The sequence below is a fragment of the Bdellovibrio sp. CKG001 genome (assembly GCF_055397465.1).
In genome coordinates this window covers 87,194-110,572 of sequence record NZ_AP029173.1, presented here as the reverse complement: position 1 = coordinate 110,572, position 23,379 = coordinate 87,194, and the positions used below count along the sequence as shown (strand labels likewise).

The window sequence follows — 23,379 nt, the reverse complement described above, 5'->3', positions numbered from 1 at the left end:
TCGATAATGAAGAAAGTATTCTTGGCGTTCGCCTTTCTTTTTTCAGCACAGGCGTTCGCGCTTGTTGACATGAAAAATGCCAACTACTCCAACACCTGGATTGATATGGACGTTCCAGGCAGCGGGTATGATCTGAAGATTGTTCGCACTTACAACAGCCGTTCTCTTTTCAATGGTATGTTCGGCTTTGGCTGGTGCTCAGACTTCGAAACCGCGATGGAAGTCACCGCTGAAGGTAACATCAAAGTCAAAGAATGTGGTGGCGGTTTGGAAGTTACCTTCTCGCCTCGCGAAATCACACGCAAAGAGGTTGAAGGCACCATCAATCAGATCATCAACAAGATGAAGGCCGAAAAGAAGGTGGGCCTGACTGAAGCGGCCATCACAAACCTGAAGGCTCAGCTTTTGGAAGACGACAGCCTTCGTTCGGATTATGCCAACCACTACAAAATCACAGTTCCGGTAAAAGAAGGAACGAAGTTCTACGCCAACGGTCGTGAGGTTGAGCACTTCATCTTTAATAAGACCTACTATACTCGCAATCTTCCCGATGGCAGCGCTCAGCGCTTCAATCCTCAAGGGAAGCTGACTCACATTTATGATAAGAACAACAACTTCCTGAAGTTTGATTACGACAAGGACTCTATTGCCACCATTCAAGATAACAATGGCCGTCGTTTGAGCTTCAAATACTATCAAAACAAGAAAGTTAAATCGATCACGGGCCCCAATGGCTTGATGGCTGAATACAAGTTTGCAAATCTGGATGATCTAGCGTCCGTTAAGAACGCCTGGTTGAAGACTTACAACTACGAGTACGACGAACTACACAATCTGACCAGAGCCACTTGGCCTGATAAGTCCTTCATTGCTATCAAGTATGACAAGAAGAATGACTGGGTGATCGCCTTCGCTGACCGCGACAAGTGCGTTGAGTCCTATAGCTATGAATTTTCTCAAAATGATCCAAAAAATCACTACTGGTCCACAGTGAAAAAGACCTGTGGCAAAGAGGTGGTTGCGGATAATAAATACGAATTCTGGCACCAACAGCGCCCTGATGGCCAATACTTCCTTCAGCGTGTGATGACCACGGTGAGCGGTAACGTGACTGATATCACTTATCACGAGGTCTTCGGCAAACCCGTTTCCATTCGTCGTAATGCGGATCGTATCTCTTATGAATACTATCCAGATGGCCTGGTGAAGGTTAAAGCGGCGCCGAACGTGAAAATGGCGTTTGAGTACGATCCTAAGTTCAAAAAGGTCAGCTCTGTGACCAGCACGTATTTTAATGAGAAAGGTGCCAAGGCTGCGGTTAAAGCGACTCAGTTCAAATACGATGGCAAAGGGAATCTAGCTTACGCACAAAACAGTGACGGGCAGAAAATTAACATGACCTACGATGCCCGTGGCCGTATTGCAACCATTACAGATCAGGCCAAAAAAGTCGTTAAAATCGAGTACGAGGAACGTTACGGAAAACCTTCTGTAGTTACCCGTCCCGGTTTGGGAACTATTGTGGTAAGCTATAAACAGAACGGTGAAATCAACAAAGTTGACAGTAAAGAGGGGCCTTCAGTGGCAATGCAAGTTGCAAGTACTTTTAACAACCTCTTGGACATCATTGCCCCCGCAACAGCGGAACTGTATCTCTAAGGAGAAGGTGATTATATGAAAAGACTTTTGGTTCTTTCCATTATGCTGGCCCTGGGCTCCTCCTTTGTAGGTGCAACTTCCTTTGCCCAGGAAGACGACTCCAAACGCGCTGTAAACCCAGGAGACGACCCGAATGAGGCTCGTTCTTCTGAGCCCACAGAAAGCAGTGTGTCTGCCACAGGTATCTGTCGTGAGTGTATCGCCCGCCGCTTTGGCTCTGGCGCTGGTTACGGCAGTCGTCCGATGGACAACACAAACAGCAGAATCAGTCCGTTCTCCGAAGGCAAAGGTGGCGCTTCCGGCGGTAACGGCTCTGAATCCGGAGTCAAAGGGACCCGCTAATTCTGTCTAGATTCTTAACACTCGCCTTACACAAAAGGGCTTTGGTCATCCAAAGCCCTTTATTTTTTCCCTGAAACCTGCCTCTTTGTCTCATCCTGATACAAAAAACCTGGCACACGCGATGCAATAGCCTTCATTGAGCTGTTAATTAAGTATTTATGGCGAGAGCTATAAGTTTAAAGGAGTATCTTATGAAGAAAATCGTGAAAGCTACAATCGCAGTTTCTTTGATGGTCTTTGCATCCGCTGCAATGGCAAATCCAAAGTGCTCTCACAGAGTTGCTTCTGCTTCGAACGACCTTTTCAAAAACACCAATCCAGTTCGTGTGGCAAAAGCAGATACGAAATCTGGTAAAGAAACAACAGTTCGCGGTACTCGCTAAGACTGTTGAGTTGAATATGCCCCCTAGGGAGAGTGACTACCCCCCCTTACGGTCGCTCTCCCTTCCCCTTTTTTCAGAGGACTAGCGAATCGCTTTTTCGTGAGCGCCTTCCTGGAAACCATCGACTGTGCTGGCCACGCCATCACTCAAACCACGGCCCAAATTACGCAAGGCCATTGCGCCCCCCGCAGCAGCACTCTGAATGTATTGAGAAACAGTTGAGCGTTGCAACCAGCGGAAAGCGTGAGACTCAACCGATGCGCCCCCAACCTTTACCTGCATAAGCACAATCATCAGTGACGTGAAAGCCAGGCATTTAGTTACAAACTTAAGTTCTTCCATGAGTGGATTCTCCCAGATGCGGTAATACTTTTGAAATCTCTTTTAAAATTTGGTCTTTGTTAAAGGGCTTTGTCAGATAAGAGTCAAAGCCAGCTTCATAAGCCTTCTGCACAAGCTCTTCCTGATCAATCGTCGAACAACCAATGATTTTGATCGAGGGATGCAGTTCTTTCAGAATCTTCGCCGTCTCGATGCCATTGCGAAGTGGCATCACCATATCCAGAAAAACCAGATCGGGCAGGGTTGATTGCACCAACTCAACAGCTTCATCCCCGTTGGCAGCCTCGCCCACGCAAACGCCTCCGTCGGAAACAACGATATTTTTTATGAGTTCTCTTAGAAAGGCGGCATCATCGACAACGGCGAAACGTATCTTCATGATGCCAGTATAAGATCTTGGACCGAATTTGATGAGCGGATTCTAGTGACCCCAACGATAGCCCAGAGAGAGCATATAAAAGGCATTCGTGACACTGACATTGTTCGGAGTCAAACCTGTACTTGGGTCGGGGATGCCTGCTGTGCCGTCAAAGACATTTCGTTCAACACTGGCACCCAGATTCCAGATCATCTGACTTTCTCGGGTGAACTTCCATTCTCCGCCGACATCCAAACCAATGCGCACACTTTCTTCCGAGGCTCCGGACTGAATCGCCACACCCGTTTCAGATTCAGAATGCTGCAGACGCGGGAAGAAGGATCCCCCCACTGTCCAGGCATAGTCCGCTGAAGTGGGAATGCGCCCCTTCAAACCCAGGCCCAAACCCTGCGTTTTCAACCGGGCACGTGACGTATTGTCACTTGGAACCGTCATTTTGCTGTCACTTAAAAGAACAGAAAACTCGAGCGAATTCGCCTTGCGAGAAACGCCAAAGAACTTGCGGAAGTTCACACCCACATCGACCATTTCAAACCTGGCAGGGATGCGTGACTGATCTGCTGTGACCGAATCCACGTCCGCTGCAAAAGAGAACAAGATACGACCGCTGACGCCAATCAAAGGCGTGAACCAAACGTTGGCGCGAATATTCAGAGCATTAAAGAAACTTTGATAGTCGCGGAATCCATAGTTGGACTGGGAGTCGTTGTAAGCCACCACCGGCATCACTTCCAGCTCCAGCCGATTTTTACGAATATCATCCGGATGAATCTGTTCGCGATAGAAGTCATAGATTCTTCCGGCTTTATTAGAGAACAAACTTTCCGCCTGTTCCCCGATACCAGGCTCCTGGACTTCAGACGAGTCCTCAGTATCCACGACTTTTTCCACAGCAGGCTTGGCCGACACCGCCGGAGCCGTCGTCGTCACCACTTGATTCTCTTCTGCTTTCTTCCGGGCCTCTGCTTCTTTCCGAGCCTTCTCTTCGGCTTCCAGCTCACTGGTCTTCAACGTGCGCACGGCAACACCGTCAGAGTCCGTGACCACCGGTGCTGTTTCGGAAGCGGGATTTCGTTTGTTGGATTTTCGCACTTCATAGCGTCCTGAAGAAAAGCCTTCCAGACCCACTTGGGCCGAGGACTCAAAGGTCAAAGAAAAGAGCGCAGCAAAAATCAAAAAAGAAATTGAAGACTTCATAAGAAATCTTTCGGCTCTCGGTCCGAATTACTTGACCTCAAATTGACCTGTTTTCAGAGGCAGGGCAGAATAAAAACATGAAATCATTCTTGCTGAGTTCTTTCTTTGTCGCGTCCTGTTTCATTTCAATCTGCTCGACAGCACAGGCCCAGACCAATGCCCAGAATGTCTATATCAGCGCCGCAGACCAAGATCTTGCAATCAAATCCATCGTGCTTGTTCCGACCACTGACAACGTGGGCGGCATTTATGCCAGGCCCGCAGAAGAAGAACTGCGCAGTCTTTTGAATGACGACAAACAATGGTCGTTGTCCAACTTTCCCAAAGATCTAAAAATTAAGTCCGAAACATTGGATGAAAACCCCACGGATGTGCAGAAGATTCTGCAAAGCACTCAAAGTGAAGCGGCCCTGACCTCGAAGATCATTCGCGGTCCCCGCGGGATTTCCATCACACTGACACTGTTTGTGGGACGCGAGGGCCTGCCTTTGCTGCAAGAGTCTTTGAGCGACTATAAAGGCTTTGAAACCGCCGAGATTCGCAATGAGGTGCGCCGCCTTTTTGAAAGCCTAAAATACCGCATGCCTTTCCGTGCAACAATCCTGAGCCGTCGCGGCCAGCAGGTGACTTTGAATCTGGGAAGCAATTATGGACTGAAACCCGACAGTCGCGTGTCAGTTGTTCAGATCATCAAAGTCAACCGGCACCCCAAACTGAACTTCATGATCAGCACGGAGAAGGAAGTTCTGGGCCGCGTGAAATTATTTAAGGTGGAACCGTACTTGAGTTTCGGTTACATCGAAATGGAAAAGGATCCGGGAGTGATCTCTGTTGGATCCAAAGTCATGCCCGATGAGTTTGTGAAATACTCTACGCCCGTCACAACACCCTCCGGGAAAATTCTTCAGGATATCAGCACACGTCCTGATAAAGACGTCGCCTTCGGGGAAGACCCTCAGGAATGGCTGCCAACAATGCCACCTCAGTTTGGAAAAATTGAACTGATGGCAGGACTTGGCAATTACACCCAGAACACAAGCCTGGTGACCGCCGGATCAGTCAGTGGCAGTAACAACTTGACCCCCAATATTCTGGTGCGGGGTGAGTTGTGGCTGAATCCCGAGTGGTATGTCGGTGTTCAACTGCGACAATCTGTGTTTTCGATCGACAACAACCTGACAGGCTCATCCCCGGGATCTTTGAATATGTCTGTCGGGCAGTATGGAGTTGCCGCCGGATACAACTTCCTTCTGACCAGTGACTTCTTTGGTCCCAAGCTGCAGGTAGGTGCCGGATATAACACAACAAAGTTCTCAGTCGACAACAGCACTCCGACTGCCTTTACAACAATGGACTACAGTGGCTTTCTGATCAGTCTTGCTGGCCAGTTCCCACTTTCTGAAGAACTTCCGGTGGATATCGGGGGAAGGTTTGATTTTTATATGAATCCCAATGTCAGTGAAAGCAAAGACAGCGGGTCCTCTTCTGACAGCAAGATTAATTCGTTCAGCTTCTTCGTGGACTATCGAATGAAGACAAGATTTAAAATCCGCGGTGAGTTGATGCTGGAAAATTATAGCACCGATTTCTCTGGGGCGGGTCAGCGGGTTGATCCGGCAACCAGTACCAGTCATAAGATGACCACCTTGTTCGGTGGGGTTCAGTATCTGTTCTAGTAGATATCTTTAGAAAGTGAAACTCTCTGCGACAAGTCCGGAGGGTATCTCGTGAGCTTTAATAAAAAAGCCTGGGCTATAAGCCCAGGCTTTTTGTTTTTTTCGTGGAACCCGCCTTCGCTGATGGCTTCGGCGGGTGTAATCGCTTAGCCGGGGGCTAAGCTGATTACATCATACCGCCCATGCCACCCATGCCGCCATGGTCAGGCATTGCAGGAGCTGCGGATTCTTTCTTAGGCGCTTCAGCGATCATAGTCTCTGTAGTCAGCATCAAAGAAGAAACGGAAGCCGCGTTAGTCAAAGCACAACGAACAACTTTAACTGGATCGATAACACCGTCTTTGATCAGGTCAGTGTATTCGTCAGAGTATGCGTTGAAGCCCCAAGTAACGGACTTGTTCTGAAGGATACGATCCAAAACGATCGCGCCATCCAAACCAGCGTTCGCCGCGATTTGACGGATAGGCTCTTCACAAGCACGTTTGATGATAGTCGCGCCGAATTGTTCTTCTTCAGCGAACTTGGATTTGTCGATTTTTGTAGAAGCGCGAAGCAAAGCAGTACCACCACCAGCTACGATACCTTCTTCAACCGCTGCGCGAGTCGCGTTCAAAGCGTCTTCTACGCGGTGTTTTTTCTCTTTCATTTCAACTTCAGAAGGAGCACCAACGTGGATAACAGCTACGCCGCCAGCCAATTTAGCCAAACGCTCTTTCAGTTTTTCTTTGTCGTAGTCAGAAGAAGTCTCTTCGATTTGAGCTTTGATCTGAGCAACACGGCCATTGATGTCGTTCTTTTTACCAGCGCCATCGATGATTGTTGTGTTGTCTTTATCTACAACGATGCGTTTTGCGATACCCAGGTCAGCAACAGTTGCCGCCTCAAGTTTCAAACCAACATCTTCAGAGATCACTTTCGCGCCAGTCAGGATCGCGATGTCTTCAAGCATAGCTTTACGACGGTCACCGAAGCCTGGAGCTTTAACAGCAGCGATATGAAGAGTGCCGCGCAATTTATTAACAACCAAAGTTGCCAATGCTTCGCCTTCAACGTCTTCAGCGATGATCAACAACTGACGACCTTGCTTAGCAACGCCTTCAAGAATACCGATCATGTCTTTCATGGAAGAGATTTTTTTGTCGTAAACAAGAACGTAAGCGTTCTCAAGAACTGCTTCCATTCTTTCTGCGTTAGTTACGAAGTATGGAGACAGGTAACCACGGTCGAATTGCATACCTTCAACTACAGTCACTTCCGTTTTTGCAGTTTTGGATTCTTCGATAGTGATAACGCCTTCACGGCCTACTTTATCCATAGCATCTGCCAACATCTGACCGATTTCTTTGTCATTGTTTGCAGAAATAGCACCAACTTGAGCTACTTCGTTGGAACCTTTTACTGGTTTGGACATGGATTTCAATTCGTCGATAACGATTGCTACTGCTTTATCGATACCACGCTTGATGGACATTGGGTTGTGACCAGCGGAAACAAGTTTCGCGCCTTCACGGTAGATCGCTTGAGCCAAAACTGTTGCAGTTGTTGTACCGTCACCAGCTTCATCGTTGGTTTTGGAAGCAACTTCCTTAACCATCTGAGCGCCCATGTTTTCGAATTTGTTTTCAAGTTCGATTTCTTTCGCAACAGTCACACCGTCTTTAGTGATCAGTGGAGAGCCGAAAGATTTATCGATAACAACGTTGCGACCTTTAGGTCCCAAAGTTACTTTTACTGCGTTCGCCAAAGTGTTCACACCTTTAAGGATGTGTGTACGAGCGTCTTCTGAGAATGTAATTACCTTACTCATGATTTTCTCCGTTCAAATCTGATTCACTCCAGCGTTGCTGGAGCAGACATTAAAAATAAAATTAGTTGAATACGCCCAGGATGTCTTCTTCGCGCATCATCAGGTATTCAGCGCCATCCAGCTTCAATTCTGTTCCAGCGTATTTGCCGAAAAGAACTTTATCGCCAACTTTAACTTCCAAAGGCAAAACTTTGCCATCTTCAGTCACGCGACCTTTACCTGTAGCGATGATTTCACCTTTTTGTGGTTTTTCTTTTGCAGTGTCAGGAATGAAAAGACCGCCAGCGGTTTTTTCTTCTTCCGCCATTCTGCGAACTAGAATTCTGTCATGAAGTGGACGAACGCCAATTTCGTTCTTAGCCATACTATGCCTCCGTTTTAAGTAAATCTAACGAAAGCTAATATGAATCGCCTCTGAAAAGAGTCAAGGTCGGGTGCTGCAAAAACTTGCTCACATCTCTATGACGCACCCCTTAAAGATTATAATTTTATAAGAATTTCCGCAGACTTATTTAATACCGTCTTTTGACAAGTTATTCGCGCTCACAGGCAGATCTGCCGACTGCGCCCCAAAAACAGAGTTCGCATAGGCCGTCATCAGCTCCGCCACCTCTTCCGGGGACAGCTTGCCAGCCACTTCATTAAAGGCCGTCTTTTTATCCTGAATCTTGGTAAGGTAACCCACGAAGTAGTCCGTCACGGACAGGTCTTTGGCAACTTCCAGATCATAGATTTCTTCACGAAGTTCCCTTTCCAACTTTTCCACGGACATATCCTGAGTCGAAACTGCCTCCAGCCCCGCTTTATGGGCCATGTTAGGATCGGTCCCGTTTGCCAAACTGCGACCCACGGATTTTTTAAGATCGATCTGCGCCTTCAAAGTCATGACCTTGCTTTGCGCGGCCTGAACTCGTTCCGTTTTCCATTCACGATAGCTCTTAACCTCGGCGCCCGCTTTCATGGTGAAAGCCGTAAAGCCCCAAAAGGCGATCAGTGGGAGATATTTAATAAGGCGCATGGGTCCTCCAGCAGACGTCCGATAATTCCAAAGTCCCCTTATTACAAAGGGTGTGCCCGCTGGAAGATGGCTCATTTGCAATATAAGCGATTTGAACCCCGAATTATGGCCCAATTGGGTCACTTTGAGACAAATAAGGCTTTACAGGAAATTGATACAAAAAGACCCCGAAAAAAGGCTCCCCATGGATTTACAGCGCCTTGGAAAACTTAAGAAGGTCTCTTTGCAAGGTCTGCGCTTTTTTATCAACAGACTTAGAGAAGTTCGGATTCGCCATTCTGAAAACCACAACTGCCATGATAAAGCCGGACTTGTCTTTATAACTCTGAGCCAGCTCACGCTTGGCCTTCAGCAGCTCCTCATCTTTCTGCAGGGTCGCGATCAGCTCGTTGGCTTTTGTTTCTTTCAGAAGGTCTTTGGCCGACTTCACACCCTGATCACGCAGCTTCAACTCCTCAAAGAAGGACTTCAGATACTTTGTTTCCTGCTCAGTGACAGCTTTCCCCACCGCTACAGCCGGGCCCTTCGCGCCTTTTATGTAATCCACCACCGCGGCTACGGGTTTAGCACCCTCGCCCCAGTCAAAACTTCCATAACCTTCCGGATACAAAAGCTGGATCAGACCAAAGAATCCGACCAGGGGTTTTTCCTGGGCGCTTTCTTCAAGTTCTTCCCTGTTGAATTCAAACTTTCCCGATTTTAGTTCTGGCAACAGCAAGGCGCTGGTCAGAGCCATTTCAAATCGGAAGCCTTTTTCCAAAAAGGCCGAGGCACTCCATCCCTGGATCTGACGCTTAAGTTCGGCAAGTTTTGTGCGATCATCGTCGCTCATGTTTTCCTTGGAAAGTTTTGCCATTTCCGCCAGCGTTTCCTTGAGCATCTGCATACCGATCTGACCTGCGATCACCGGCATTTCACAATTGCCAAAGTTCCACCAAAGATTCGCCAGCTTCAGAATTTGTTCCCAGGATTTTGCAGCCACGGCATCATGATTTAGCTTTTTCGCTGTCTCTAACAGGCCCGTCATTGGCAGCAATCCCGAGGGGGCTGTCGCATGGAACGCTGAGCAGGTGACAAAGTCCCCTTCATTCGCCAGCGCCAGCAACGCTTGCGCGGGATTTTCAGTGGACAGGGCCTTTTCCATGCGCAGATAAAGATCCTTGTCATGAGTGGCAGGAATTTCAAATTTTGCAGCTCTGGTCAGATGAGAATTAATACCTGCCACAGAGTCCTGAAAAGACGGGGTCGAAGCAATAACTTGGACGGGAAGAATCAAGGCACTGAAAATCCAAAACCTCATGACAACTCCTTTTCAGAGTTCCATGCTATCGACTTCCGTTTTGTTGCTCAAAGTGCAATTTGCAGGAGGTCCAGCTGACTTGGGTGGCAAAATCGGGGACACAGTGGATGATCAGATTCTGTCAGAGGCAAAAATAAAAAAACCAAGCCTTGAGGACTTGGTTTTCTTAATCACATTTATTTGAAAATAAATGGCTCAGAAGGAGGGACTCGAACCCCCGACCCAGCGGTTAACAGCCGCTTGCTCTACCGACTGAGCTACTTCTGAACTCGGTGAAGGGCTAAATTAGCGGCTTTGGCCCATTCTTGTCAAACAGAAATAATCTTAAGGGGCTGCAAGCCTATCTAAAGCCTTGGAAAGCATTGGCGAACTAAAAGGCATCCCTTTAACGCGGAAAACCGGCTTTCCAGCCACCCCCTCCAGGATCACGATCTCGGATTCGGCGATCCCGTGGGCCGCCAAAACCTTTTGATAAGAGCTTTCCTCGATCCCTTCGCTGGAAAAAGCCCCCATCATGATTTCGCACACCGCGCTGACGTCAGCGGGAACCTCTAAAGTTCGGAGCAGAGTGCCCTCGTTTGTGAATACATCCACTTTGGTGGTCTTTTCCGGACACCAGTTATAAGGGCGATAGTCGCTACCAATCAAAAGGCCCAAGGCGCTTTGCGGATCCGAAAGTTTATCGGCCACATCCCCGGTGTTAAGGGCTCGGATCGCATATAGAACCCCCGCCAAAGCAATCAGCATCATTGATATTTTTAGAAAAAATGAGATCTTCATCGCTTAAATTTAACTCGGCGAGTTGAAACTAGCTAGCTATAACATGGGAGGCTATTGCACGGATTGTGGCTGAAGCAGGTCTTCCAGAAAGAAGGCCGCCAGTTCCGACCGTCCTGCCAGGCCTGACTTGGAATAGATCGCAATCGACTGAACGCGCGCCGTTTTTTCGGTGGTATGGCGGATCTCGGCGATCTCTTTGAGCGAAAGCCCTTTTAGTAACAACAAAGCCACTTCTTTTTCGGCCTGAGACAGATTCCACTTGGAAAGCTGCAGATCAATGGATTTAGAAAGACCTTCGATATATTTCTGAGCTTCTGTTTTCCAGTCCTGGGCTTCTTGTTTAAGTTTGGCATTTTCACTTAATGAGTCCGACAGTTTGTGCTGCAGATTGAACGAGTCCTTCAGGACATAAAAAATCCCAAACAGGGCCGCCAACCCGGCCCCGCCTTCAACCAGAACATGCCAAACCGCCACACCTTCCTGGGAATCTGTGACTAAATCAATGGCGACCATCAGGGCCACTGTGGCAAGCACAACAATAAGGACTGCACGCTCTTTGTGGTTCATGATTGCATCCTATAAGGAAACTTCTCAGTCGTCATCACCGTCGTACTGTGTTTCAGCCTCACCCATCTGCAGCGTTTGACCAAACAAAGATAGAGCCCGCTTCTGAGAGTCGAAGTTTTTAGCCAGATACAATCCGCCAGAGACCACCAGAGCCAGCAATAACACCGCAGCGAATCCACGCGAGGATGGAATGGCTTCGCCAGATTCATCCAGCTCTTTTTTCCCGTCGATCATGCTCAGCGCAATTCCATCTTGATGACGGAGCGAGTGCAAAACCACACCGGCCACATGCAGTGCCGCCACCACGATGAAGGTGTTGGCCATAAACTCATGAATGTCCTCGAAGGTTTCCTTGCTGCCAGTGCTCATAAGATAACCGGTGATGGCCAACCCCAGCGCCAAAACAAACATGGTCACGGCCGCCCAGCTGGAAGCCGGGTTGTGTCCCGACCAACGTTTTTTGGATCCTGATAAAATACCCCAGAAATAATCTTTCAGATCAAGAGGGTTCAGGCTAAAGCCCGTGAATTTAGCGTGTTTTGATCCGACAACACCCCAAAGCAGCCTCCACACCACCAGGCCCCCCAATAGCAGGCCCGCCAGCATGTGATAACTAAAGGTCACAGCCTCATCATCGACAGTCTTAGCTATGATAAATGACATCAAAAATAAGCCAGAAAACAACCAGTGGAAAAGTCGCGTGGGCAGATCATAGATTAAAGCTGATCTCATTTTGAACCTCCTAAAGGAAATAGTGCCTTTGACACCTCTAAACTCGTCTCTTTTGCAGGCTACGTCCATTGGGCAAAAGGTCTATTGTGCCTTTAATCAAGCACTTAGGCCTTTCAGACCATTCCCAATTTTCAAATAATAGCGATACTGAGTCCAAGTGATTGGGAATAATCCCAGCTCAAAAGGAGAAAAAACATGAAACATCTTATTCTAACCCTGCTACTCGTGAGCGCTGCTTCCTCTGCCTATGCCAAGAAAGAGTGCACGACGGAACCTAAAGAAAAATGGATGACCGAAGAGGCCTTTAAGAAAAAGGTCGAGGCCGAGGGCTACAAGATTTCAAAATTCAAACAACCCGGCACATGCTATGAAATCTATGGCACCAATAAAGACGGCAAAAAGGTAGAGATCTACTTCAACCCCGTGGATGGATCGATTGTGAAATCAAAATAGCCGAAAAACGAACGGTCTTAGCGAAGCTGGGTAGAATTTGCGCTACGCATTAAATAATCATGTCAGGGGAATTGAAAAGAGAAAAAATGGTGCACTCGAGAGGATTCGAACCTCTGACCACATGATTCGTAGTCATGTACTCTATCCAGCTGAGCTACGAGTGCACTGTGAAAGAGAAGTATAGATAGACTGCGGCCAGGGAAAAATCAAGCATTCTTGATAAAATTACAAAAATGGTCCGGCCAAGTCCTTGATTAAAGCACCCGGCTATGGCACTTTGAATCCTCAGTCGAAATAAACCGACCGCGGAAAGGTGGGTGAGTGGCTGAAACCAAGCGTTTGCTAAACGCTCGTACACTCAAAAGGTGTACCGCGGGTTCAAATCCCGCCCTTTCCGCCATTTTATTCCCATAAAATTTGTTTCTTAGGCGCTTGTACTATCTATCAAGCTTCGAAAATAGGGTCTTCAGCAACGCTGTCGTTAGTTGATCCTTGCTGTGCTGTTCGAACGGGATATTTACGACCGTTTCGCCGTGGTCTACGCCCTCAAGGCGAATGAAGTCGGCGGAACCAATTTTAGAGCTTTCAAACGGAACCATGCCATCGCTGGAGTCATAGGGCCCCTTGAAAGACGTGCGGATCACACATTGACCCAGAACAACTTTAAAGCAGCCAGTCGCGATGATATTGACGGCCGGAGTGAACAAACTGCTGTGGCCGTTCACGACGCCCCCGACGGTGATTGTCGGAACTCGTTGAGTCAACTCCTGAATAATCATTCGGTTTTCAGTCATAAACTGTCTGCGAACGGCAGTGCTCAAATAATGTATGGTGTCTGGAGAGGTGTTGAAGTACGGAATGATCGGTCGCAGCCATTTATGTAAATGCAATGGCCCTTCAAAGTAAACATCAGCCACTGGGGAACCTTGAAATGGACTTTGTAAAAAAATGATTCCCGCGATCACACTCTGATGGCCGGGAAAACTCACTAGCTCTTCTAGCAAGGCCAGCCCACCCAAGGAATGGGTAACAAACAAAGCCCTTCTTTGCGCCGACCGCGATACGGTAAGAGCATGACGAATGTTGGCTCTGATCTCTGCAACAGACTGTGAAGAACTGGAAAGACGTTGAACCTTCAAGCCGTAATGGTTCTGAAGTAGTTTTTGCTGAGCTTCAAAATATTCCCCCGTCAAACGAGAAAACGTGATCGAGGATCGTTCATCACCATCCAGGAAGGACTCAGACAAGATACCCGGCACTAGATAGATATCATAAGCCCTAAGGCCTTCTTGCTCCTGCGCACTTAACGATGGCTGGCTATTTAAAACAGTGTAAAAGGTGGAGGTAAGGTCGGCAGCAAAGGCACCAAGGCTCAGAGTGAGCCCGACAGCCGCAAAAAGAATGTGTATAATATACCGCTGAACCATATTGCTCACCTTGCAAGTCATGCCAAGGGTGAAACTTTCCAAATTCAGCCTTAGTACAGCTTGGAAAGCTCCATGGAGTATTTGCCCGGGGCGTATTCACTCATGCGCTTTTTATACAAGTCCTGGAAGAACTTATCCTTTGCTGCGTAGTTCGCGTAAGGATAAATCGCGATGCCTCCGCGCGGTGTGAATTCACCTATAACTTCGATGTACTTCGGTTTCATCAACTTCACCAGATCATCACAGATCGTCTGCACGCAATCTTCATGGAAGTCCCCGTGGTTGCGGAAACTGAAAAGGTACAGCTTTAAAGATTTGGATTCGACCATCTTCTTGTCAGCGATGTAATTCACAAAAATCTTGGCGAAATCCGGCTGACGGGTTTTGGGGCACAACGAGGTGAACTCGGTGCACACAAAAGTCGTCCAGGCAATCTTGCCGGGATTTTTATTGTCGAAGGCTTCTAACACCTCCGGCGCATAGGTTTCTGGATACTTGGTTTGATTTTCACCCAAAGCAAAGTCGGCCAGTTCTTTTGAGTCTCTTCCAGTTTTCTTTTTCATAATGCAGCCTTTTTAGAGGAAGTTCCCCGGTTTAGCAAATCCTACTTTTTTGACTTCCCTGACTTCTTCGAGCTTGGCGTTCGAGTGCCATCACAGGATAGTTCTTTTGTGAGTATCATTCCCGAATCCAGATCCGGATGCAGAGGATCTGGCACGCGTTCTTTGATATCCTCGCGAAGGAAGCGCGCTGAATATGGCGACTCAGGGCCTAAAAGTTTTTTAACTTCCTCATCAGAAAGAAGCGACTGCACCACGCCACGAGTGTCCTTCACCGGGGCCATCATCTTCGCCTTTAAGAGCACAGCTTTGTTTTCATAAACCTGGGCCGCCGCCTCAAGATCGACCGGCAAAGACAGGGTGATTTCGCTCATCGAGCCTTCGTACAACTTCAACACAAATTTACCATCGGATTTTTTGACGACTCCGGTAATATCGTACTCACCGCATTTGAAGCTCTCTTGCGCAAAGGATTTCACAGAAAAGCCCAGCATCACAGATATTAACAAAGTTTTCCACATTCTAGATTTCATAATTTAAAGTCCCTGCATGGATTCGGTGCTTTGGATTCTTTTGAATAATGAGCGTAAAGAGCCTCGTAAATCTTTCTTTCCGCGTGGCCGACCTTTTCCGCCTTCCAGTAAAGATCATCAGCCTGCTTTGCGTAGGAGGCCGCAGCTGCCTTCCATTTTTTGAAGTCCTCTCGTTTTACAAACTTCTCATAGGCCCGAAGTTCCGCCTTGATGGCCGGAGACGGGTTGGAGGCCGCTTGTTTTTTTACTTCCTCGTAGCCGAAATCAAATTGAGTCATTGTTCCACAGTAATTCATCTTCGGCACCAGCTCGAAGCACACCTCTTGGTCGTATTTACTCTGGGCACGATGAGCTGCCAACGCCTGATTGCGGGCCGATTCATAGGTCTTAATTGCCTGCTGAAGCTGAGCCTTGGCTTGATCCACATCCGGCAGTCCCGCCAAGGCACGAATACCTGACAGTCGTCCATATGATTCCTTAATGTCTTTGAGCTCTCGTGCAAGTTTCACATACGATGCATTTGTCAGATTGCAGGCTTCCGCCTTCTTGCCTTTTTCAGCCCAGGTATCCAAGGAACTTCTTTCTCTCATGGAGTCAGAAAGAAAGGCTGTGGCCTGGTAGGTTTTTCTGCCTGCCTCTGTGGAAATCTGCGGTGTCCCTGGAGACAAACCCGCCGGCGAAGATCTGGCCCCCAGAAAGGCATACTCTAAATTTCCCCCGGCCCTCAAATTGCCCGCAATCGAAGATCCCGTCGTATTATAGCCCACATTGGAAGATGCAGCCGAGATCACACATGTTTTATCTGTGCCCAACTTTAAGGTGGCCCCGGAATGGCAGCTAAAATCCATGATCGCAAGTTTGACGCCTTTTTTTTCTGCCAGATCACGAAGAGCTTTCAGACGATCCATGTTGAAAGTGCCATTTTTTGATGACACCGCATGAGTTTCAAAAGGAGGAGCCGCCTCCAGCCCATGGGTCGCCACACTGATCATCAGCTGATCACCCTTTTTCAGTTCGCCTTTTTGAATCTTCTGCTTAAACAATTCGATTTGTTTGTTCAGATTGTCGGTCGTTGCAGGGATATTTTTTCCGCCGCCGGCTTGTTTGGCCAAAGCTTCCGTTGTCTTGTGGCCACCGTTAAACACCACGGTGGGCTTCCACCCGGCGCTTTTGGAAAACGTGCCCAAGTTCTTAAGTGTCTCATCAAAGATTGTGGTTGCGCCCTCGGGTTCTCCGCCCCCGCCTAAAACCAGAATCTCTTTCTTTGCCCAAGCCGCATCTGCCAGGAACACCATTAAGGCAGCGGTATAGATCCATTTACTCAACATTACTCGCACCCACGTATTTTGCTAACCAATAGGCATAAAGATAGTCCACTCCGGATTCCTCTTCACCCTTGACATGTGAAATCTGATAACCAAAAGCCGTGTCCTTCCAGACAAAGTTGCTGGCAAAGGCCTGCAGCTCAAAGATCGGATAGTTGTAAAGCCCTTGATAGAAATAATCGATCGGGGGTTCTGGCTTCTTCAAAGCCTTCCAGAACAACCTTGGAATCGGTGACATGCACCAATCAGGTCGCAGGGAATGGTCGATGCTGACATTCAAGTTAGGGCGGGGATAGGGGATCTCTCGCAAACCCCAACTTGCCTGCTTTAAGGATTCGGCAAATTTCGCATCACTGCTGTCTGAACGGAAGTTTCCTCCGCGCGTTCCATGCTTGTAAGCAAAGCCGTAAGCCACCAGTGTTTGCAGGTGTCTTTGTGCGGGCGCGTAAGTCACCCATGCATCCATCAGGCGCTCGCGCAATTGATCGCGAATTTTTGTCTGCCCCAACAGATCGGCAATCGTAATATCGGTGATATCCCCCACCAGCCCTAAGTTAATCCCACTCCAGTCGGCAGATCCATGCCAATAGAAAGTGGTGTCGAAGCTAAATCCACTGAGTTTCGTTTTAGTTTTGCCATAATATCCGATGTACTGTTCTTTGAAGGCGGGATCATTGGTCAGCCATGCCGCCAACCCCAAAGCCGCCGCTTTGTTCTGTGGTTTATCCCAGACGACCTGCAGGTCAATCAGCTTGCGAGAATAAGATTTTAAATCTCGCCACAGCTCCACTTCAGATTTGGGCAGCACCAGTCCTGCCCAAAGGAATCCATGTGTGATTCCTTTGACCATGTCGTTGTTGCCACCTTCTTGCCACATCAGATGCTGGAACTTGCCTTTGCCCTGGTGCCACCTGGAATCGGGAAGTCCTTTGGCCGGATTATAGATCGCAAGCGTTCTGGCAAACTGCTGCGGATCTCCGGTTATTTCCATCAGTGTCATCAAGCCGCGTAGGGTGCGTTTGATGTTATCCAACGCCTCAACTTCTTTGGTTAGCTGATAGCGCATTGCCTGAGACCCCAGATACATTCCCGTCCACAGCGCAGCATCCCCGTGAAGATTGAAAGCAACCAAGCGCCCCTGCTCATCAATCTGGGAGGGAGTTACAATCCCGGCTTCATTGATATGAAAGTCCCGTGCATTTCGATCATAGCTGCGGGCCTTTTCTTCTAAAGTCGGTGCATAGGCGTTTCGTTTCACAACGGCTTCAGTGATGCTGATGTCGTCCACGATCTTATTGGCAACGCGAATTATATCCTTGTTGCGACGATAGAATTCAAAATCCGTTGGATCAAAGACGATATAAGGATTTTCATCCTTGTACTCTTTTCTGTTCTTGTAAGACTTCACCAAAGGGTCTTTTTCATAGCCAATGTCTTTCTTAAAGACATTGATTACTCCACGCACAACCAGGGGAATCTTAGGGCCCTTGGCGCCGATCAGTTGCCTTTGATTCACCCAGAGAGGTTTGGATTCAAGCTCCCTTTTTGTCGTAATCCACTCGGTATAGCTTGAAACTTTCTTATCCGCATAGGACGTCGCCAGCCCATTGGGGGTGACGGTGTAACGGGACACCACATTAATAGTATTGCTGAAGTCCGAAGGATCCCGCTTCAGGTCGCCCAAACGAGTGATGAAGTCGGCTTGCTTCAGATCATAAGAGATCGTCAGACTTTCGCCTGTGGCAACGGCTTTTCCAGTCCAGACTTCCTGAACTTTCAAGCCATCGAAGAAATAGTTGATATAGGTGACCATTCGGACAACGTCGTAGGTCCCGTCGTGAGACTTACGCAGTTCCAACTCTCCATTGTACGGACCCCGCGTAGACGAGGTGCCTTGTAAAAACCAAATACCCTCCATCCCCCCATTAGCTTGTAATGAGGCGATATCTCTAGGGATTTGTTTTTCCTTATGCTGACAAGATACGGCGGAAAAAACGCTCAAAAACAGAAAAAGGAATGAAAGTGCTTTCATTCCTTTATTCTCTCTAAGAAGACTTCCGGGCAGGAGTCCTGAACTATTTCTTGGGCTTTAGTAGGGGATTTTGTCGGACTTGCTGTCCCACTCTTTAAAGACCTCAAGGGCTTCCGCATGAGCACATTGGATCATGGGAACTTTACGGTCTTTAATATCTTTAGGGATTTCCTGATAAAGGAAGTCATCGTCAAAATTGATCTCGGCTGCGTCTTTACGTGTATTTCCATAGTAAATCTTAGAAATACGCGCCCAGTAAATTGCTGATAAGCACATCGGGCAAGGTTCGCAGCTAGTATAAATCTCAGCACCCGCCAGTTCAAAGCTATTGCTTTTCGCACAGGCATCGCGAATCGCAGATACTTCTGCATGGGCTGTGGGATCGTTAGAGGAAGTGACCTTATTCCAGCCTTCGCCAATAATCTTTCCATCCTTAACAATAACTGCCCCAAAAGGGCCGCCCGCACCCGCGTGCATATTGTTCCTGGAAAGTTCGATGGCTCTTAACATAAATTCTTTGTTCATAGGTCGACGAATTTATGGGGCCGCATGAACTTAGTCAAGTTGAGGTTGGGGGCTTCAGGTCAATATAATCCTCATACGAGGGTGCGACCGAGCCCCCGAAAATCAAAGGGGGGCTCATGAAAATTGCGTTCCAAAGGTGAATCCGACAACTCAGATACCTTTATTTAGTATGAGGGAATCGTCAGTCTTTGCATTCTATGGAAGTCGATATAAGTCTCAACCGCTGCAATCTCTTGAGCCGTGGCTGGGACCTCATAAATACTCACCGGCAACGTCTTGCCACCAAACTTAACGCCCGTTACTTCGTTGTCTGAGCCGTACACCAATTCCACCGCAACTCCGGGGCGTTGTACTTGCGTCAGAACATCGTCTTCTGACCACTTAAATTCAATTTTTGTTTTGTCAGGTTTTACCGCAAAGATAAGTCGATCATTTCCGTCATAGCCAAAAGAATAAGCTTCCAGCGATGCTACTTTGCCCAGAACCACCAATTCAATCTCTGCCTTCACCACCAAGTCCCGTGTATCCCCAGTCTTGTAGCTATAACGTCTGACCTCAAAAGGGTTCACTACAGAAATAATATGACCTTTGGAGTTTCTTTTGATTGTTGTGGCGATTTGATTTTCTCCGCGATGTTCCACAACCTTGACCACATTGTCGCCCTCATAGACGTATTCTCGCTTCACGCCGCTTTCATCATAGTCTGCGGCAACGATGCGGCTGTTATCCAATGCATAGGTGTAAGCATAGGCGCGCTCAATCTTGACCCCATCATGACAGTCCTTCTTCACAGTCACGGCATAACGAGGCGGCTTTCGAGAGTTGTCCAATTTATAAGAATAAAATTCTTTGCAGATCTCCGTTCCGCTGACAGATTGAACCCAATCACTATTATTATAAGATATCGTGACAGACTTTTCTCCTGGCCATTTTGCGCCAATCATATTGTGTTTTTTGTCGTACTCATATGTATAAGTGTTACCCCAGGCGTTCTTCGCTTCGACAAGATTATCGGCGACATAAGAGTACTGCCCAATGGTCACCGGATTGATATCTTTGCCTTTGGCGTTGAGCTGGAATTGGATAAGGGAAATATTTCCCTGGGAATTTGAAAGTATGCTGACCAAGCGCCCACCGCTGTCAGTAATCTCGGAAGGGACACCTTTACTATTATACTTTACCTGAATGAAGAGCTTTCCCTTGCGGATTTCGACAAGAGCTCCTTCAGAATTAAAGGTCTCTATAGTTCCATCGGGCAAAGTTCGTTTGTAGACTGAGTCCACCTTTTTAACTATTCCATCAGACGCCAGGGCCCCTTTAAACTGTGAACCTTCGGCTTTAAATACGGCCACACGTCCATCACCACAGTAGTTTATCTCAAGAAGATCTTCGCTTCTCTTCAGGTTTGTTTCTAAGCCTGTGCACCAGCCATAACCAAACCACCCACGATGATTGGAGCGGCTATGATAAGTCCTGACAAGACTTAGCCTAAGATCCATCCCACGCCCTTCGAAGTCAGTCCATGAATGCACGAAAGAACCGGTGGACGTATCGACAACTGCGGACGCTGAACAGGTTACAATAAGAACAAAAACAAAAGCGAAAAATCTAAACATCATCAATCCTTTGATGTTTAGATTATCACCTCAGTAAATTGGTCCTGCCAAAAGTTTTTTTTAGACACCGACCGAGGTATGAATATATTCTAGTTTACATAAGGTGGTTAAAAATGTGTCGACTTCTGCTTGCTCTTTTAATTCTGACTCCATCGACTTTATTGGCTGATCCTAATCTGCAATCTTATAAAAATGCCGGAGAATGTTCCCCATTGGAAAAAGCAAATAATTGCTTCTACTGCCCAGAGCAAAAGAAGTTTATTGCATTGGGGACAAGCTCAGAAGACGCAACACCCAAAGACAGTGACTACGAGTTCGTAGATCCCTCAGCACCTACATCCGAAGTGGATGGCACCAGATAATGAAAAAAGTTGTCCTGCTATTGGCTCTTACTTTGACGGTACAAAGTGTGCCTATGGAAGCCATTGCAATGGCGAAGGCTCTAAGTTTCTTTTCCACACTTGGCTCAAACATAAAGGGACTTTTCGGAAAAGCCCTGGGCACCTCGAGCTCGTGTACTGACTGTGCCGCTCAATATCGCGGACCGAAGCCGCCCGAAGGATCGGGCCTTCCCGTATGGGCCGAGCACCCAGATGGTGAAAAATGGACTCAGTACACCATGGAGGCCATCGAAAAAGAAGGACTGGCAAATCTAAACCCAAAAGATGCTGCTTATTACTGCCCGAATTGGAAAAGTCTAACGTTGGCCGAACGCAAGAACTTTTGGCTGAACATGGTTTCAAAAATGGCCGAAATAGAGAGTGTTTTAAATCCGTCGATGGTTCACCACGACAAAGGTGCGGCGGCAGGCCAGGAAAGCAACGGCCTATTGGCGATGTCGACCACTCAATGTAGCTACTTGAAATCCAGAGCAGACACACTGGACCCCCAAAAGAATCTTCGGTGTGGGGTGTACACAATGAAGTATTGGTTGGTACACACCAATGCCATCGGTGGGCATGACGGAATCAAAGGGCTTGGAGGTAACTGGCAGATATTTGTACCTAACCCCATCTATGATCGCGATTGGACCTTCGCCAGTCAGAAAGCCTTGAAAAAGCACCTGCGTGCCCTGCCATATTGTAAAAAACCGGGAGATGCAGATTGAAGTCAGTTCCAAGACATGTCCTGCTTATTCTGTTCATCGGAGTTGCATCGAATTTGTTCACTCCTGAAAGCTCCTCTGCGATGTCAAAGGCCTTGAATCTTTTCTCAATGGCAGGTTCTAAGATAGGGTCCTTTTTTTCCGGCCGCTTTGGTTCTGGCAGCTCTTGCACAAACTGCGAATCAAGCTATGACGGACCTAAGCCACCTTTGGGTACGGCCTTGCCGGTTTGGCACTATCATGACAAAGGCCAAACATGGTCCACCTACACACTTGAAGCCATTGATCGAGAGGGCCTGGCCAACTACAATCCGAAAGATGCCACGAGCTATTGCCCCAACTGGAATAATTTAACTCTCAGTCAACGACGCGCCTTCTGGCTTCAGTTCGCATCGAAACTGTCAGAAATTGAAAGTGGCTTTAGATCCACGGCTACATATATGGAACATTTTGGGGTTAGCAGCAATGGACTCTTCAGCATGTCTAAAGGTGATTCTTGTGGCTTATTAAAAACCACAGCAGACACCTTTAACGACAAGAAAAACATTGATTGCGCGATCAAGACGATGCGAATGTATTTGGACTCTTCACCCTATATTGGAACAGGTAGTAATCGTGGATTGGGTCGATATTGGCAGCCACTAATTGACAACCCCAAAAGGTTGGTCGCGCAGACGAGGGCGAATAAAAGGGCGATTCTGAACTATACGCGCTCGTTGCCTTACTGTCGAGCGCAGTAGATCTTCGCAGGAGCCCCCGTTGCAGAACCGCTCCAGCAGCACAAGCTAGTTTCCTAAGAAGGGGCCAATGAAGTCTTTCACTTTAACATAGTCAAGATTGGTAATTACCGCACGCTGGGTGCATAAAGGCAATCGGTTGTCGATAAACATCTCTCCTACTGACGTTCCTATCAAATACGGTTTGCCATCTCTGAGAACGAAGACAGGTCCTCCGGAATCACCTCCACAGACATTCTCTTCAGCCGTCCCACGAACCTCTAAGCTGTTGTGCAGGATGCCTGCCAATGGAAGAAAAACTGATTTGAGATATGTTGGTTTTGTTCGAGGATTAATAGAACTAAGACCATATCCCAAAATAAGAAGTCTTTCGCCTAGCTCCAGTGATTGAAAGTCTTTAAATATTTTGGCTGGTACGAAGGGAGCAGGAGCATCCTTGGCAATTGTAACCACTGCAATATCATGGGGTGCTCCCCTGCGAAAAGCAACCTCTGCTGAATAGTCAGGATGGATCTTTACCTCGGACGTCGCCCATACGGTAATATTAGATGGAACAGAAATATCAGCTCCAAATGCGACAACAGTCTTTAGCTTATCGTAATCAACTCCATCATTACCATCAACGCAATGTGCAGCAGTTAGAATAGCCCTCTTGGATATAAGGACGCCAGAGCACCGAGACTCATGAACAATCTTGCCGTTCTTATAAAGTCCTATTACAACATAAACCGTAGAACGTGCTGCCAAAGAAGCTGCGTCCTCTCTGATCCCACCTATAATACTTCCATTAGTGTCTTCAAAACTAATGCTCTCGTGAGGAGCTTCATTACAGCCCACGGATAAAATCAAAGTCAAAAATACTATAATTCTTTTCATAGAAAAGT

26 protein-coding genes and 3 tRNA genes are annotated in these 23,379 nt (G+C 47.5%); 9 read left to right on the top strand and 20 right to left on the bottom strand.

Annotation, left to right across the window (positions count from 1 at the left end):
* Positions 1-6 precede the first annotated feature (6 nt).
* From ACZ50P_RS00570 to ACZ50P_RS00560, 3 genes are all read left to right on the top strand, one after another.
* Positions 7-1,659 (top strand): DUF6531 domain-containing protein, encoded by a 1,653-nt coding sequence (locus ACZ50P_RS00570; RefSeq protein ID WP_464132730.1) that lies wholly within the window; start codon positions 7-9, stop codon positions 1,657-1,659.
* 15 nt (positions 1,660-1,674) lie between these two features.
* Entirely contained in the window at positions 1,675-2,001 is a 327-nt protein-coding gene (locus tag ACZ50P_RS00565; RefSeq protein WP_464132729.1) for a hit locus, read from the top strand.
* A gap of 191 nt (positions 2,002-2,192) precedes the next feature.
* The gene (locus tag ACZ50P_RS00560) at positions 2,193-2,384 is read left to right on the top strand and encodes a hypothetical protein (protein WP_464132727.1); all 192 of its coding nucleotides are present in this window, start codon (positions 2,193-2,195) and stop codon (positions 2,382-2,384) included.
* 81 nt (positions 2,385-2,465) lie between these two features.
* On the opposite strand, the gene ACZ50P_RS00555 is transcribed toward ACZ50P_RS00560, so the two are convergent.
* The 3 genes from ACZ50P_RS00555 to ACZ50P_RS00545 are packed head-to-tail and all read right to left on the bottom strand — an operon-like array spanning position 2,466 to position 4,302.
* The gene (locus tag ACZ50P_RS00555) at positions 2,466-2,726 is read right to left on the bottom strand and encodes a hypothetical protein (protein WP_464132724.1); all 261 of its coding nucleotides are present in this window, start codon (positions 2,724-2,726) and stop codon (positions 2,466-2,468) included.
* Positions 2,713-3,105, bottom strand: a complete 393-nt coding sequence (locus ACZ50P_RS00550) for a response regulator (RefSeq protein WP_464132722.1) — start codon at positions 3,103-3,105, stop codon at positions 2,713-2,715. Before ACZ50P_RS00550 ends, ACZ50P_RS00555 begins: the two co-directional genes overlap by 14 nt.
* 42 nt (positions 3,106-3,147) lie before the next feature.
* Entirely contained in the window at positions 3,148-4,302 is a 1,155-nt protein-coding gene (locus ACZ50P_RS00545) for a hypothetical protein (protein ID WP_464132721.1), read from the bottom strand.
* Positions 4,303-4,379: 77 nt separating this feature from the next.
* Between ACZ50P_RS00545 and ACZ50P_RS00540 the strand changes: the two genes are divergently transcribed.
* Entirely contained in the window at positions 4,380-5,978 is a 1,599-nt protein-coding gene (locus ACZ50P_RS00540; RefSeq protein ID WP_464132718.1) for a hypothetical protein, read from the top strand.
* A 166-nt stretch (positions 5,979-6,144) separates the two neighbouring features.
* On the opposite strand, the gene groL is transcribed toward ACZ50P_RS00540, so the two are convergent.
* From groL to ACZ50P_RS00500, 8 genes are all read right to left on the bottom strand, one after another.
* On the bottom strand, positions 6,145-7,785 hold the full coding sequence (gene groL, locus ACZ50P_RS00535; RefSeq protein WP_464119386.1) for a chaperonin GroEL: 1,641 nt from the start codon (positions 7,783-7,785) through the stop codon (positions 6,145-6,147).
* A gap of 61 nt (positions 7,786-7,846) precedes the next feature.
* On the bottom strand, positions 7,847-8,134 hold the full coding sequence (gene groES / locus ACZ50P_RS00530; RefSeq protein ID WP_316963679.1) for a co-chaperone GroES: 288 nt from the start codon (positions 8,132-8,134) through the stop codon (positions 7,847-7,849).
* 159 nt (positions 8,135-8,293) lie between these two features.
* Positions 8,294-8,803, bottom strand: coding sequence for a hypothetical protein (locus ACZ50P_RS00525; RefSeq protein ID WP_464119384.1), 510 nt, complete (start codon positions 8,801-8,803; stop codon positions 8,294-8,296).
* A gap of 190 nt (positions 8,804-8,993) precedes the next feature.
* Positions 8,994-10,103, bottom strand: coding sequence for a hypothetical protein (locus ACZ50P_RS00520; protein ID WP_464132716.1), 1,110 nt, complete (start codon positions 10,101-10,103; stop codon positions 8,994-8,996).
* A 191-nt stretch (positions 10,104-10,294) separates the two neighbouring features.
* Positions 10,295-10,370: transfer RNA gene (locus ACZ50P_RS00515), tRNA-Asn, on the bottom strand.
* Positions 10,371-10,427: 57 nt separating this feature from the next.
* Positions 10,428-10,883 (bottom strand): hypothetical protein, encoded by a 456-nt coding sequence (locus ACZ50P_RS00510; RefSeq protein ID WP_464119293.1) that lies wholly within the window; start codon positions 10,881-10,883, stop codon positions 10,428-10,430.
* A gap of 51 nt (positions 10,884-10,934) precedes the next feature.
* The gene (locus ACZ50P_RS00505) at positions 10,935-11,450 is read right to left on the bottom strand and encodes a helix-turn-helix transcriptional regulator (RefSeq protein ID WP_464119292.1); all 516 of its coding nucleotides are present in this window, start codon (positions 11,448-11,450) and stop codon (positions 10,935-10,937) included.
* A 24-nt stretch (positions 11,451-11,474) separates the two neighbouring features.
* Complete coding sequence (locus tag ACZ50P_RS00500) at positions 11,475-12,182, bottom strand: cytochrome b/b6 domain-containing protein (RefSeq protein ID WP_464132715.1); 708 nt, start codon at positions 12,180-12,182, stop codon at positions 11,475-11,477.
* A gap of 195 nt (positions 12,183-12,377) precedes the next feature.
* On the opposite strand from ACZ50P_RS00500, the gene ACZ50P_RS00495 reads away from it, so the two are divergent.
* Positions 12,378-12,635, top strand: coding sequence for a PepSY domain-containing protein (locus tag ACZ50P_RS00495; protein WP_464119290.1), 258 nt, complete (start codon positions 12,378-12,380; stop codon positions 12,633-12,635).
* Between the two features lie 87 nt (positions 12,636-12,722).
* Here ACZ50P_RS00495 and ACZ50P_RS00490 read toward each other — a convergent pair.
* Positions 12,723-12,799, bottom strand: a tRNA-Arg gene (locus ACZ50P_RS00490).
* A 143-nt stretch (positions 12,800-12,942) separates the two neighbouring features.
* Between ACZ50P_RS00490 and ACZ50P_RS00485 the strand changes: the two genes are divergently transcribed.
* Positions 12,943-13,035: transfer RNA gene (locus tag ACZ50P_RS00485), tRNA-Ser, on the top strand.
* A gap of 37 nt (positions 13,036-13,072) precedes the next feature.
* Here ACZ50P_RS00485 and ACZ50P_RS00480 read toward each other — a convergent pair.
* The 7 genes from ACZ50P_RS00480 to ACZ50P_RS00450 all read right to left on the bottom strand — a co-directional run bounded on the left by ACZ50P_RS00480 (position 13,073) and on the right by ACZ50P_RS00450 (position 20,656).
* Positions 13,073-14,062 (bottom strand): hypothetical protein, encoded by a 990-nt coding sequence (locus ACZ50P_RS00480; protein ID WP_464119279.1) that lies wholly within the window; start codon positions 14,060-14,062, stop codon positions 13,073-13,075.
* Between the two features lie 50 nt (positions 14,063-14,112).
* Positions 14,113-14,625, bottom strand: a complete 513-nt coding sequence (gene queF / locus ACZ50P_RS00475) for a preQ(1) synthase (protein ID WP_464119278.1) — start codon at positions 14,623-14,625, stop codon at positions 14,113-14,115.
* Positions 14,626-14,666: 41 nt separating this feature from the next.
* Entirely contained in the window at positions 14,667-15,155 is a 489-nt protein-coding gene (locus ACZ50P_RS00470; RefSeq protein ID WP_464119276.1) for a hypothetical protein, read from the bottom strand.
* Positions 15,152-16,483: a hypothetical protein gene (locus tag ACZ50P_RS00465; protein WP_464132713.1), complete on the bottom strand. Its 1,332-nt coding sequence runs from the start codon at positions 16,481-16,483 to the stop codon at positions 15,152-15,154. Before ACZ50P_RS00465 ends, ACZ50P_RS00470 begins: the two co-directional genes overlap by 4 nt.
* Positions 16,473-18,338 carry a hypothetical protein gene (locus ACZ50P_RS00460; protein ID WP_464132711.1) on the bottom strand — a complete coding sequence of 622 codons (1,866 nt, stop codon included), beginning with the start codon at positions 18,336-18,338 and terminating at the stop codon, positions 16,473-16,475. Before ACZ50P_RS00460 ends, ACZ50P_RS00465 begins: the two co-directional genes overlap by 11 nt.
* Positions 18,339-18,569: 231 nt before the next feature.
* Positions 18,570-19,037, bottom strand: coding sequence for a nucleoside deaminase (locus tag ACZ50P_RS00455; protein WP_464132708.1), 468 nt, complete (start codon positions 19,035-19,037; stop codon positions 18,570-18,572).
* 164 nt (positions 19,038-19,201) lie between these two features.
* Positions 19,202-20,656 carry a DUF6531 domain-containing protein gene (locus ACZ50P_RS00450; protein ID WP_464132706.1) on the bottom strand — a complete coding sequence of 485 codons (1,455 nt, stop codon included), beginning with the start codon at positions 20,654-20,656 and terminating at the stop codon, positions 19,202-19,204.
* 110 nt (positions 20,657-20,766) lie between these two features.
* Here ACZ50P_RS00450 and ACZ50P_RS00445 point away from each other — a divergent pair, with 110 nt between their 5' ends.
* The 3 genes from ACZ50P_RS00445 to ACZ50P_RS00435 are packed head-to-tail and all read left to right on the top strand — an operon-like array spanning position 20,767 to position 22,498.
* Positions 20,767-21,015, top strand: a complete 249-nt coding sequence (locus ACZ50P_RS00445) for a hypothetical protein (protein ID WP_464119266.1) — start codon at positions 20,767-20,769, stop codon at positions 21,013-21,015.
* Positions 21,015-21,761: a hypothetical protein gene (locus ACZ50P_RS00440; protein ID WP_464132704.1), complete on the top strand. Its 747-nt coding sequence runs from the start codon at positions 21,015-21,017 to the stop codon at positions 21,759-21,761. Before ACZ50P_RS00445 ends, ACZ50P_RS00440 begins: the two co-directional genes overlap by 1 nt.
* Positions 21,758-22,498: a hypothetical protein gene (locus ACZ50P_RS00435; RefSeq protein WP_464132701.1), complete on the top strand. Its 741-nt coding sequence runs from the start codon at positions 21,758-21,760 to the stop codon at positions 22,496-22,498. Before ACZ50P_RS00440 ends, ACZ50P_RS00435 begins: the two co-directional genes overlap by 4 nt.
* A 45-nt stretch (positions 22,499-22,543) precedes the next feature.
* Here the strand turns inward: ACZ50P_RS00435 and ACZ50P_RS00430 are convergent, their stop codons facing one another.
* Positions 22,544-23,371 (bottom strand): S1 family peptidase, encoded by an 828-nt coding sequence (locus ACZ50P_RS00430; protein ID WP_464132700.1) that lies wholly within the window; start codon positions 23,369-23,371, stop codon positions 22,544-22,546.
* Positions 23,372-23,379 lie beyond the last annotated feature (8 nt).